Genomic DNA, 11,938 nt, shown 5'->3' with positions numbered 1-11,938 from the left:
TTTTCTAACTTTACTTTTTGCATCATGTCTAACTTATTTCAGGTGACTATAGCATCAGGGTTCCACCTCTTCCCATTCCGAACAGAGAAGTTAAGCCTGGTCACGCCGATGGTACTGCGTCAAGTGGGAGAGTAGGTAGTTGCCGTTTTTGAAGGAAAGCCTCCATATCGAAATGATATGGAGGCTTTTTGTGTTTATAGGTATAATATTTCTTTTGTTTTTCCGTTTATATACCGTAAGTTTACATCTTATTTATATATAATGCGCTTTATAAAGGAAATCCATCCGATAAAATTCTGGTTGGTATTAGCTGCCATGGTGATAGCTGTTGCCTCTCTTTACGTCTCACATTCTCTGATAAGCGATTTATCTGCTGAAGAACGGGTACGTATGGAAGTGTGGGCGGAAGCAATGAAGAATTTGCAAACTGCAGATGGAAATACGGATTTGACTATGGTCTTGAAAGTTTTGAATGCCAACCATACTATTCCGGTAATCGTGGTTGATCAGAATGAGGATGTACAGACATATAGGAATATAGAACTGTCTTCAGCCGATACAATAGTCTCCTTAAAGGAAAAACTGAGTGATTTTAACCGTGAAGGTAACTGTATTCGCATAGATCTCAATGGTGGTGGCGATTATCTGAATGTATATTATGGATCTTCCCTTATGCTTACCCGGTTGGCTGTTTATCCTTATGTTCAATTAACGGTAGTACTTATTTTTGTTCTTATTGCTATCTTTGCTTTGTTGAGTTCTAAAAAGGCAGAACAGAATAAAGTATGGGTTGGGTTATCCAAGGAAACTGCCCATCAACTGGGAACTCCGATCTCTTCACTGATGGCATGGACGGAATTACTGAAGACACAATACCCACAGGATGATTTGATTCCTGCTATGGCGGAAGATGTGGAGCGTTTACAGATGATTGCTAATCGTTTCTCTAAAATCGGTTCTATTCCTGAGCTGGAGGATGCTGATTTAAAAGCTCTGTTGGAACGGGTGACGGATTATATAGCCCACCGTACTTCAGATAAAGTGAAAATCAGTACCCATGTACCCGATTCACTTCCCCCTGTGCGGCTGAATGTTGCTCTGTTTGAATGGGTGATAGAAAATCTTTGTAAGAATGCTGTTGATGCAATGGGGGGAGTAGGAGTATTGGTTATTTCGGTACAGGAAACGTCAAGATATTGGTGTATTGATGTGGCAGATACGGGGAAAGGAATTGACAAACGATATTTTGAAACGGTCTTTGCTCCTGGCTATACCACTAAGAAAAGGGGATGGGGATTGGGCCTTTCATTAGCACGAAGGATTGTGGTTGAGTATCATTCTGGATCCATTTTTGTGAAGCAATCGGAGATCAATAAGGGGACGATATTCAGAATAGAGCTTAAAAAATGAATATTTCGTTGCTAATTTCTACATTATGAGGATAATTATTTGTATCTTTGTCGCCCGAATAAATAAAAGAAGCTTTGGGAAAGTTTGATAAATACAAAATTGATTTGAAAGGCATGCAGGCAGACTCTTGTAAGTATGAGTTTGTACTGGATAACCTTTTTTTTGCTAACATTGATGGACCAGAAGTACAAAAGGGTAAGGTTAATGTTACGCTGGTTGTAAAGAAAACATCTCGTGCTTTCGAATTGAACTTCCAGACGGATGGAATGGTATGGGTACCGTGTGATCGCTGCCTGGATGATATGGAACAACCGGTAAGCTCTACAGATAAGCTGATGGTGAAGTTCGGTCATGAGTATGCTGAAGAAGGTGATAACCTCATTGTGATTCCCGAAGAAGAAGGAGAGATCAATGTGGCATGGTTTATGTATGAGTTTATTGCATTGGCTATTCCGATGAAGCATGTACATGCTCCCGGAAAGTGTAACAAGGCAGTGAGCAGTAAGTTGCATAAGCATTTACGGACGAAAGCGGACGAAGATGATGCGGAAGATGAAATCTTTATTGAAGGTGAAGATGCACTGCCGGGAGGTGATGTAGAGGAAACTCAGATTGATCCGCGCTGGAACGAATTAAAGAAAATATTAGATAACAATTAAAGATTAAAAAAAATGGCACATCCTAAGAGAAGACAGTCTAAAACAAGAACTGCAAAGAGAAGAACTCATGATAAGGCAGTAGCTCCTACATTGGCAATTTGCCCGAACTGTGGCGAATGGCATGTATATCACACTGTGTGTGGTGCTTGCGGATATTACAGAGGCAAGCTTGCTATTGAGAAAGAAGCTGCTGTTTAATTTGCAGCCTGATAAAGAATATACTTGAATGCCGGATGTCTAAAAAGATTTGTAAGCACAAACCTTTTTAGACTACCGTTGTTTAGGTATTCATTAACTTAAGCAGGATTAATGGAAAAAATAAATGCAGTAATTACAGGAGTCGGCGGATATGTACCCGATTATATCTTGACGAATGAAGAGATATCAAGAATGGTGGATACCAATGATGAATGGATTATGACCCGTATCGGAGTAAAGGAAAGACATATCTTGAACGAAGAAGGATTGGGGACTTCGTACATGGCTCGTAAAGCCGCAAAGCAGTTGATGCAGCGTACAGGTTCTAATCCTGATGATATTGATTTGGTGATTGTCGCTACTACTACTCCTGATTATCATTTCCCTTCTACAGCTTCTATCCTATGTGATAAGCTTGGATTAAAACATGCTTTTGCTTTTGACTTACAGGCTGCTTGTAGCGGTTTCTTGTACTTGTTGGAAACGGGAGCTAATTTTATCCGTTCGGGGAGATATAAGAAAATTATTTTAGTGGGTGGTGACAAAATGTCGTCTATGGTGGATTATACCGAGCGTGCTACTTGCCCGATCTTTGGTGACGGGGCAGCTGCGGTTATGATGGAACCGACTACTGAGGATGTTGGTGTCATGGACGCTATTTTAAGAACAGACGGTAAAGGGTTACCTTTCTTGCATATGAAGGCCGGCGGTTCTGTATGTCCTCCTTCTTATTTCACAGTGGATAATCACATGCACTTTCTTTATCAGGAAGGTCGTACGGTATTTAAGTATGCTGTATCCAATATGTCGGACGCTTGTGTTGCCATTGCGGAAAGAAATAATCTCACTAAGGATAATATCGACTGGATTATTCCTCATCAGGCGAACTTGCGCATCATTGATGCAGTAGCTCACCGCTTGGAAGTTCCCCGCAAAAAAGTAATGATTAATATAGAACGTTATGGTAATACAAGTGCCGGTACGCTTCCGCTTTGCCTGTGGGATTTCGAGGATAAACTTAAAAAAGGCGATAACTTGATCTTTACGGCATTCGGTGCAGGATTTACCTGGGGAGCCGTTTATGTGAAGTGGGGATATGATGGAAAAAAACAGTAACAACGTTACGTTAATAAATAAGAAAAAACGCATCCTATTTTCGATGCGTTTTTTTGTCTCAACTAAAATAGAGGAATGTGATGCATAAAGCTGGTTTTGTAAACATCGTGGGAAATCCGAATGTAGGTAAGTCTACGCTGATGAACGCCTTAGTGGGTGAGCGGATTTCGATTGCTACTTTTAAGGCGCAGACAACTCGCCATCGCATTATGGGTATCTATAATACGGACGATATGCAGATTGTATTCTCGGATACTCCGGGCGTGCTGAAGCCACAGTATAAGTTGCAGGAGTCTATGCTGAATTTTTCTACCTCGGCATTGACGGACGCGGATGTTTTGCTATATGTGACGGATGTGGTTGAGACTCCTGACAAGCATAATGAATTTATAGAAAAGGTGGCACGTATGGAAATACCTGTCCTGCTGCTTATCAACAAGATCGATTTGTCGAATCAGGAGAAATTGGTGGAGCTGGTGGAAGCATGGAAAGCATTGTTGCCTAATGCGGAAATTGTTCCGATTTCTGCAACTACGAAATTCAATGTGGAATATGTGATGAAGCGGGTGAAGGAATTATTGCCAGATTCACCGCCTTATTTCGACAAGGATCAATGGACGGATAAACCGGCGCGTTTCTTTGTGAATGAGATTATCCGCGAGAAAATTCTATTATATTATGACAAAGAGATACCCTATTCGGTAGAGGTAGTGGTGGAACAATTTAAGGAGGATGCGAAGAAGATACATATCAATGCTGTGATTTATGTAGAGCGTGATTCGCAGAAAGGAATTATTATCGGTAAGCAGGGTAAGGCACTGAAAAAAGTGGCTACTGAGGCGCGCCGTGATTTGGAAAGGTTCTTCGGAAAGACTATTTTCCTGGAGACATTTGTGAAAGTGGATAAGGATTGGCGTAGTTCGGACAAAGAGTTGCGCAATTTTGGTTATCAACTGGATTAGAATATTCATACGACTGGGATAGTCGCAAAAAACAATGAGAGTGAACTATGGGAAATTTAGTTGCAATCGTAGGACGCCCCAATGTGGGAAAGTCTACTTTATTTAACCGCTTGACTAAAACACGTCAGGCGATTGTGAACGAAGAAGCAGGAACAACACGCGACCGCCAGTATGGTAAATCGGAATGGCTGGGGAAGGAGTTCTCCGTGGTAGATACCGGCGGATGGGTGGTGAACTCTGACGATATTTTCGAAGAAGAGATACGCAAACAAGTATTGATGGCTGTGGATGAAGCAGACGTGATTTTGTTTGTGGTAGATGTAATGAATGGAGTAACTGACCTTGATATGCAGGTGGCTGCTATTCTGCGCCGTACTCAAAAGCCGGTATTGCTGATTGCCAATAAGACCGATAACGGAGAACTGCAATACAATGCTCCCGAATTTTATAAGCTGGGATTGGGTGATCCTTACTGTATCTCGGCTATGACGGGTAGTGGAACGGGTGATATGATGGATTTGATTGTTGGTACATTCAAGAAAGAAGCTGACGAAATACTGGATGAAGATATTCCCCGCTTTGCAGTGGTGGGACGTCCGAATGCAGGTAAGTCTTCTATCGTGAATGCTTTTATAGGTGAAGATCGTAACATTGTGACGGAGATTGCCGGTACAACACGTGATTCCATCTATACACGTTACAATAAATTTGGTTTTGATTTCTATCTGGTAGATACTGCCGGTATCCGTAAGAAGAGCAAGGTGAATGAAGATTTGGAATATTATTCCGTAATCCGTTCTATCCGTTCTATTGAGAACGCTGATGTGTGTATCCTTATGTTGGATGCTACCCGTGGTGTTGAGAGTCAAGACTTGAATATATTCTCACTGATACAGAAAAATGCCAAAGGTTTGGTAGTGGTAGTAAATAAATGGGATTTAGTACAGGACAAAACAGTGAAGGTAATGAAGACTTTCGAAGATGCTATCCGTAGTCGTTTTGCTCCGTTTGTTGATTTCCCTATTATCTTCGGTTCGGCATTGACCAAACAACGTATTTTGAAGGTGCTGGAAGAAGCGCGTATAGTGTATGATAATCGTATGACGCGTATTCCTACTGCCCGACTGAATGAAGAAATGCTTCCCTTGATTGAGGCGTATCCGCCTCCTGCAACCAAAGGCAAGTATATTAAGATTAAGTATATCACACAGTTACCTAATACGCAGGTACCTTCTTTTGTGTATTTCGCTAACTTGCCGCAGTATGTAAAGGAACCCTATAAACGTTTCCTGGAAAATAAGATGCGTGAGAAGTGGAGTTTGACCGGAACTCCGATAAACATCTATATCCGTCAGAAGTAGGATTATTAGGACTTTAAGATATTGAAATGAAACCGCTTGATTTAGTTATAAATCGGGCGGTTTTTTACGTTTTATCAGTGAAATGCAAACAAAAAATAGGTTAGTATGAATATAATATTTATTTTTGCTTAGGTAACAGAAAAAAAGGATTAGATGAAACGCTACGGGTGGTTATTGGTATGCTGCTTGTTCCTGTCCATAGGTATGCTATGGGCTGCGGATGAGCCGGATTTACATATGCTTCAACAAAAGGCTGCCCAAAGCAGAGATATGGAGGGCTATGTCGGAGTTTGTAAATATCTCTACCAAACGGAAGAAAATCCTGAATTACTCCTTTTATATGCAGATTCTATTCATCAGTTGGCTACGAAAAGCAAGAAGCCGGAACAACTCGTAGAATATTATATTTGGGCAAGTGAGGGAAACTTCATCAAGGGAGATTTCCAACAGGGATATGCCTTAAAGCGGAAAGCTATTGCTCTGGCTGAAAAAGCGGGGTTGAAATTTGCAATAAGCCAGTCTTGTTGTGATATGGGGTATTATTGTAATGTGGATGCTCGTTATGATTCTGCACGTTACTATTTTCGTAAAGGGTTGGAAGCCGGAGAGGATTTATCGGAGGCAGGAGAGGCGTGCCGTACCATGTTGACAAATTATGCCAGCTCGTTTCTTTTTGAAGGGAAGACGGATTCTGCTCTAGTTTATACTATCCGTGCCAGCGAGCGTTCTGCTGCTGATAAGGATACAGCCATGTTAATTGAAAATTTGAATCAGTTAGGTACTATCTATCGTCGGAAAAAGGATTTAGAGAATTGCATTGCCAACTTTGAACAGGCACTCCATTTATGCGAGTTACGTGGAAATCATAATGCAGTTGCTTTTATATATGGAAATATAGCAACGGCTTATTGTGATTGGAATCGTCCGGGAGATGCGATTCCTTTTTCTGAGAAAGCCGTGGAATATGCTTTGAAGACAGGTAATAAGCGAAGGATAGGTACATGTTATGTCAATTTGGGAGCTATTCAGACCCGATTGGTGCAAATGCGTGCGGAGGGAATTGTTACATTATTGAAAGCCATACCTATTCTGGAAGAAGTGAATGACAGACGACTATTGTGCGATGCTTATAATTATTTGGTGAACGCCTATCGGATGGATGGAAATCTGAACCAGGCAATGTATTATTTGCAAAAGCTTGATAGGCTGGCACATGAAATGCAAACTGATGCGGAACGGTTCCGATATTATCAGGCGAAGGCGGGTTTATTGCAAGAGAGTGAAAATTATACGGAAGCCATTGTTTATTATCGGAGAATAATCGATATGCTCCGTAGTGGCTACAAGGACACCCGTGATTATGAACATTATAAGCGGTTGGCAGATTGCTATCTGGCTGTGAACAACTCATCTCAGGCCTATGGGTATCTGACCCAAGCCTATGCGCTGCGTGATTCAGCCTTTCATACTGAACAAACCGAACAGCTATCTGAGTATTCAGTAAAATATCAGACGAAAGAGAAAGAACTGGAGATCGTTACTTTGAGACGGGAACAGTTGGAGCAGGAGACGTATATGCTGCGTCACCGTATCATTGTAGGATCAGTAATTTCACTGTTGGGAATTCTATTATTAGGTTCTCTCTATGCACGTCAACGCCAAAGGGCAAGAATCGCTGTGTTGGCTAATGCCGCTAATGAGAAAGAACGTGAGTTTCTGGAACTTCAGAAAGAGACTGAGCAGCGCCTGACACGAAAATACATTGATGGCTTGGAGAGTGAGCGTGAACGTATGGCGACTGAATTACACGATGATGTGTGTAACAGTTTGCTTGTGCTTGAAATGAATATTCGTGCTATTTCCGGTGAGGAAAGTTCGGATTTGAGTGAACAGTTGGGACTATTGAGCAATACTCGCGAAAGGTTGAGAACCCTTTCGCATGAGTTGATGCCACCTGCCTTCCAGTATGCTACGCTCGACGAGATGTTGGGAGACTATGTGCTGCATTTGGCATTACCGGAGGGTATGTATGCGGAGTATCACTCTACAGAAAATGTCGACTGGAATATAATTCCTAAAGCTGTTGGATTTGAATGTTATCGTATTGTTCAGGAAGCGGTGAGCAATGCAGTGAAATATGCCAGCTCTGCCCGTATACAGGTGAAGTTAGCACTGAAAAACAAGAACCTTTCCATACTTGTTGCAGACGACGGAAAGGGGTTTGATATGAGCAAGAAAACCAAAGGTATTGGCTTGCATACCATCTGGCAACGGGCTGAAACGATTGGTGCTAAAGTTGAACTGACTTCTGCTCCGGGTGAAGGAACCCGGCTGAGAATAAATGTAATAATCTAATCGAGCAATGGAAAAGAATGTGAAAGCGGAATTATTGGTAGTGGATGACCATAGCCTGATTTTAGAAGGTATTTGCAAAATTGTGAATAAGATGCCGGAAGTAACAGTGGCGGATGCGGTGACTTCCGGAAAGCAGGCTATAAAGTTGATTGAAGAGCGTGATTATGATGTATATATACTGGATATCAGTATCCCCGATATTTCAGGTTTTGAATTGATAGCCAAAATTCGTGAGTTGAATGACCAGGCGAGGATTGTCGTAAATACGATGCATGAGGAGATATGGATGGTGAACCGATTAGTGCAATGCGGAGTAAATGCGGTTATTCTGAAATCTTCGGCTCATACAGAACTGGTGGCAGCTATTCGCAGTGTGCTGAGGGGAGAGAGCTATACTTGTCCTCGTTTTGCTTCTATATTGCAAAAGTTAAATTCTTCATCATCAGGTTTACAACCCAAAGATGCTCCGACGCGGCGCGAACGTGATGTTCTGGAAGCTGTAGCCAAAGGAATGAATACACATGAGATTGCTGCGTTATTAAAAATTTCAGAAAATACTGTAGAAACATTTCGCAAGAGGCTTATTAGTAAATTTGGGGCGAAAAATGCAATAGATATGGTGGTCAAGGCTGTTTCACAAGGATGGATAAAGCTGGATTGATTTACGGAAAATTCAATAAGTAACGGTTTTCCGTGATTTTTTATTAATATATTTTGGTTATCTTTGTTGCGTAATTGAAATTGTTCTTCATGTTTTCTCATGAAGATATAGGGACAATCAAAGTATGTCGTGAGGATATATGTCAATTCTATTAACTGGTTTTATGAGAAAAAAGCGTCCGGGGGTATCTCCGGACGCTCCTATTTATGATAGATGGATGAGGTTAAGCGGCTTATCCTTCTATGTTTTGTACTTCCAATTCCTTTACCTTACGGAAGAGATCGGATGCAAAGATGAAGTCATTCAATTTCTTGTTGCTAGAGGTGAAGATGTCATCCTTACTGCCTTCCCATTCTTTATATCCGTCGTAGATATAGATAATTTTCTCACCTATTCCCATGACGGAGTTCATATCATGAGTATTGATGAGGGTGGTCATATTATACTCATGCGTGATGTCGTGTACCAGTTCGTCAATGACGAGCGATGTCTTTGGGTCCAGGCCAGAGTTTGGTTCGTCGCAGAACAGGTATTGAGGATTCAGAGCAATGGCACGGGCAATGGCGACGCGCTTTTGCATACCGCCACTGATCTCTCCCGGAAATTTGTCCTTTGCTTCTACCAGGTTCACGCGGTCCAGGCAGAACATAGCACGGCGGGTACGGTCGCGGAATGTATCGTTGCTGAACATGTTTAATGGAAACATCACATTATCCAACACAGTCATGGAATCGAACAATGCTGCACTCTGGAAAATCATTCCCATTTCCCGGCGCAATGCTTTCTTTTCCTTCTTGCCCATGGCAAGGAAGTTTCGGTTATCGTATAATAATTCACCACGTTCCGGCGTCAGTAGTCCGACGATGCATTTCATCAGTACCGTTTTTCCTGAACCACTTTGTCCGATGATAAGATTCGTTTTTCCGTTCTCAAAAGTGGCGTTGATATCCTTCAATACATCCCTGTCTTCAAATGATTTCCAAAGTCCTTTCAGTTCAATCATCCCATTAAGAGTTTAGTTAATATTAAGTCGGCAAATAAGATAAGCACGCTGCTGCATACTACAGAGTCCGTAGAGGCTTTGCCAACCTCTATGGAACCGCCTTCGACGGTATAACCGAAGAAGGCCGATACACTGGCGATGATAAAAGCGAAGAACAATGATTTGATGATACCACACCAAATGAACCATTCCACAAACATGTATTGTAAACCGTATTCCAGGTCCACTGCCGACATGATGCCACCGAACCAACATGTGGCAAAGGCTCCGATGATACCGGCAAAGATACTGAACGTCACCAGGAAAGGGATAGTGGTGACCATGGCAAAAATTTTGGGTAGTATCAGGTAATTGGCTGAATTGACTCCCATGATCTCCAGTGCGTCGATCTGTTGTGTCACTCGCATGGTTCCCAGCTCTGAAGCGATATTGGAACCTACTTTTCCCGCTAATATCAGACACATGATGGAGGAAGAGAATTCCAATAGCATGATTTCACGCGTCACATAGCCTACCGTCCAACGCGGCATAAACGGGCTTTCGATATTCAGCTTGATTTGTATGGTGATAACAGCGCCGATAAAGAACGAAATCAGCAACACAATGCCGATAGAGTTCACACCGAGTTGCCCCATTTCGTTAATGTATTGGCGGAAGAACATACGCATACGCTCTGGTCGGGCAAAAGTACGCCCCATCAACATGATGTATCTTCCGACAGTTTTAAGTGCTTTTATCATGACTCTTAACTATTTTGTCTGCAAATATAGCCCATTTTCAGCTGATAATTGCTACATTTGCCGCAAAATGTGTGAGTGACAAGCTTGTCACTTGTGGTTTTGACAGTTTGTAACTGAAAGAATATGGAAGAAAGTAAAATGGTGCTTCGCACCGAAGACTTGGTGAAAAAGTACGGTAAACGTACAGTAGTGAGCCACGTCTCCATAGATGTGAAGCAGGGAGAGATTGTAGGTTTGCTGGGACCGAACGGTGCCGGTAAAACGACTTCATTCTATATGACCGTTGGATTGATTACGCCGAATGAGGGACGTATCTTTCTGGATGATCTGGATATTACGAAATATCCGGTGTACAAGCGTGCGCAAACCGGAATCGGATATCTGGCACAGGAAGCATCCGTATTCCGCCAGATGAGTGTGGAAGATAACATTGCTTCGGTACTTGAAATGACAGATAAGCCTTTGGAATATCAGAAAGAAAAGCTGGAAAGTCTGATTGCGGAGTTTCGTTTGCAGAAAGTGCGTAAGAATAAGGGTAATCAACTTTCGGGTGGTGAGCGCCGCCGTACGGAGATTGCTCGCTGTCTTGCTATTGATCCTAAGTTTATCATGCTCGATGAACCTTTTGCAGGAGTTGACCCGATTGCGGTAGAGGATATTCAGCAGATTGTGTGGAAGCTGAAAGATAAAAATATTGGTATTCTGATTACTGACCATAACGTGCAGGAAACATTAAGTATTACTGACCGTGCTTATTTGTTGTTTGAAGGTAAAATCTTGTTCCAGGGAACGCCGGAAGAATTAGCAGAAAATAAAATTGTGCGTGAAAAATACCTGAGTAATAGCTTTGTGCTGCGTCGCAAAGACTTTATGAAATAGTGATTAGCGCAACATTAATCATTTATTCCTAATCACTAAAAACAAAGTCCGCCTGCTCTCTTTCTGAAAGGGAGCAGGCGGACTTGTTTTTTTCTCCTGTATAATTAGTATTTCGGAGGTCTTGCTTCTTTCACTACCATGTTACGGCCAAAATATTCGGCTCCATCGAGTTCTTCAATAGCTTTAGCTGCAGCTGCTGCATCTTCCATTTCTACAAATGCGATACCTCTGAAACGACCGGTTTCGCGATCTTTAATAAATTTGACTGCGGTTACAGCACCGTAATCTTCCATGACCTTTTGGAGGTCTGATTCCCTAACTTTATAGTTAAGGTTTCCTACGTAAATGTTCATAATGAAAATGTAAAATAAATAAATGAATAAAACTCTCTTGGAAGGGTAACTATAATAAAAGGATCACAACAACAGAGAGTTTACAAAAGCGTTTCATGAAAAACGGAAGTAAAAACCATGTACTGAAAATCTAAGAACTAATGTATTACCATTCCGCAACAAAGAAACATAATTATTTCGGATTTTCCATATTTTCTTTCTGTTTTTTTTTGCTTTTTCTTCCGATTCTGAAGCTAAATGC

General features: G+C 41.7%; 12 protein-coding genes and 1 rRNA gene. 10 read left to right on the top strand and 3 right to left on the bottom strand.

The window, feature by feature from the left end:
* Window positions 1–38: 38 nt before the first annotated feature.
* The 9 genes from rrf to BN161_RS19780 all read left to right on the top strand — a co-directional run bounded on the left by rrf (window position 39) and on the right by BN161_RS19780 (window position 8,722).
* A 5S ribosomal RNA gene (rrf, locus tag BN161_RS19820) occupies window positions 39–148 on the top strand.
* A gap of 113 nt (window positions 149–261) precedes the next feature.
* On the top strand, window positions 262–1,410 hold the full coding sequence (locus BN161_RS19815) for a sensor histidine kinase (RefSeq protein ID WP_044269570.1): 1,149 nt from the start codon (window positions 262–264) through the stop codon (window positions 1,408–1,410).
* Between the two features lie 74 nt (window positions 1,411–1,484).
* The gene (locus tag BN161_RS19810; RefSeq protein ID WP_007210033.1) at window positions 1,485–2,069 is read left to right on the top strand and encodes a YceD family protein; all 585 of its coding nucleotides are present in this window, start codon (window positions 1,485–1,487) and stop codon (window positions 2,067–2,069) included.
* Between the two features lie 12 nt (window positions 2,070–2,081).
* Window positions 2,082–2,267 (top strand): 50S ribosomal protein L32, encoded by a 186-nt coding sequence (gene rpmF, locus BN161_RS19805; protein WP_002562387.1) that lies wholly within the window; start codon window positions 2,082–2,084, stop codon window positions 2,265–2,267.
* Between the two features lie 111 nt (window positions 2,268–2,378).
* On the top strand, window positions 2,379–3,383 hold the full coding sequence (locus BN161_RS19800) for a beta-ketoacyl-ACP synthase III (RefSeq protein WP_044269565.1): 1,005 nt from the start codon (window positions 2,379–2,381) through the stop codon (window positions 3,381–3,383).
* An 80-nt stretch (window positions 3,384–3,463) separates the two neighbouring features.
* Window positions 3,464–4,345, top strand: coding sequence for a GTPase Era (era, locus tag BN161_RS19795; protein ID WP_044269564.1), 882 nt, complete (start codon window positions 3,464–3,466; stop codon window positions 4,343–4,345).
* 47 nt (window positions 4,346–4,392) lie between these two features.
* Complete coding sequence (gene der / locus BN161_RS19790; RefSeq protein WP_044269563.1) at window positions 4,393–5,706, top strand: ribosome biogenesis GTPase Der; 1,314 nt, start codon at window positions 4,393–4,395, stop codon at window positions 5,704–5,706.
* Between the two features lie 153 nt (window positions 5,707–5,859).
* The gene (locus BN161_RS19785) at window positions 5,860–8,061 is read left to right on the top strand and encodes an ATP-binding protein (RefSeq protein WP_044269561.1); all 2,202 of its coding nucleotides are present in this window, start codon (window positions 5,860–5,862) and stop codon (window positions 8,059–8,061) included.
* A gap of 7 nt (window positions 8,062–8,068) precedes the next feature.
* Window positions 8,069–8,722: a response regulator gene (locus BN161_RS19780; RefSeq protein WP_044269559.1), complete on the top strand. Its 654-nt coding sequence runs from the start codon at window positions 8,069–8,071 to the stop codon at window positions 8,720–8,722.
* Window positions 8,723–8,954: 232 nt separating this feature from the next.
* On the opposite strand, the gene BN161_RS19775 is transcribed toward BN161_RS19780, so the two are convergent.
* Both BN161_RS19775 and BN161_RS19770 read right to left on the bottom strand, forming a co-directional pair.
* Window positions 8,955–9,725: an ABC transporter ATP-binding protein gene (locus BN161_RS19775; RefSeq protein WP_044269557.1), complete on the bottom strand. Its 771-nt coding sequence runs from the start codon at window positions 9,723–9,725 to the stop codon at window positions 8,955–8,957.
* Window positions 9,722–10,465 carry an MlaE family ABC transporter permease gene (locus tag BN161_RS19770; RefSeq protein WP_007210210.1) on the bottom strand — a complete coding sequence of 248 codons (744 nt, stop codon included), beginning with the start codon at window positions 10,463–10,465 and terminating at the stop codon, window positions 9,722–9,724. Before BN161_RS19770 ends, BN161_RS19775 begins: the two co-directional genes overlap by 4 nt.
* A 123-nt stretch (window positions 10,466–10,588) precedes the next feature.
* Between BN161_RS19770 and lptB the strand changes: the two genes are divergently transcribed.
* Window positions 10,589–11,344, top strand: a complete 756-nt coding sequence (gene lptB / locus BN161_RS19765) for an LPS export ABC transporter ATP-binding protein (protein ID WP_007218708.1) — start codon at window positions 10,589–10,591, stop codon at window positions 11,342–11,344.
* Window positions 11,345–11,448: 104 nt separating this feature from the next.
* Here lptB and BN161_RS19760 read toward each other — a convergent pair whose 3' ends face one another.
* Complete coding sequence (locus BN161_RS19760) at window positions 11,449–11,697, bottom strand: RNA recognition motif domain-containing protein (protein WP_007210212.1); 249 nt, start codon at window positions 11,695–11,697, stop codon at window positions 11,449–11,451.
* Window positions 11,698–11,938: the final 241 nt, after the last annotated feature.

It is taken from the genome of Bacteroides timonensis, assembly GCF_000513195.1.
Lineage (GTDB): Bacteria > Bacteroidota > Bacteroidia > Bacteroidales > Bacteroidaceae > Bacteroides > Bacteroides timonensis.
This window is presented reverse-complemented; position numbering and strand designations above follow the sequence as displayed.

Excerpts from the sequence above, each read along its gene's own strand:
- BN161_RS19815 (WP_044269570.1), top strand. The coding sequence starts at position 262 with ATGCGCTTTATAAAGGAAATCCATCCGATAAAATTCTGGTTGGTATTA.
- rpmF (WP_002562387.1), top strand. The coding sequence starts at position 2,082 with ATGGCACATCCTAAGAGAAGACAGTCTAAAACAAGAACTGCAAAGAGA.
- BN161_RS19800 (WP_044269565.1), top strand. The coding sequence starts at position 2,379 with ATGGAAAAAATAAATGCAGTAATTACAGGAGTCGGCGGATATGTACCC.
- era (WP_044269564.1), top strand. The coding sequence starts at position 3,464 with ATGCATAAAGCTGGTTTTGTAAACATCGTGGGAAATCCGAATGTAGGT.
- der (WP_044269563.1), top strand. The coding sequence starts at position 4,393 with ATGGGAAATTTAGTTGCAATCGTAGGACGCCCCAATGTGGGAAAGTCT.
- BN161_RS19785 (WP_044269561.1), top strand. The coding sequence starts at position 5,860 with ATGAAACGCTACGGGTGGTTATTGGTATGCTGCTTGTTCCTGTCCATA.
- BN161_RS19780 (WP_044269559.1), top strand. The coding sequence starts at position 8,069 with ATGGAAAAGAATGTGAAAGCGGAATTATTGGTAGTGGATGACCATAGC.
- BN161_RS19775 (WP_044269557.1), bottom strand. The coding sequence starts at position 9,725 with ATGATTGAACTGAAAGGACTTTGGAAATCATTTGAAGACAGGGATGTA.
- BN161_RS19770 (WP_007210210.1), bottom strand. The coding sequence starts at position 10,465 with ATGATAAAAGCACTTAAAACTGTCGGAAGATACATCATGTTGATGGGG.
- lptB (WP_007218708.1), top strand. The coding sequence starts at position 10,589 with ATGGAAGAAAGTAAAATGGTGCTTCGCACCGAAGACTTGGTGAAAAAG.
- BN161_RS19760 (WP_007210212.1), bottom strand. The coding sequence starts at position 11,697 with ATGAACATTTACGTAGGAAACCTTAACTATAAAGTTAGGGAATCAGAC.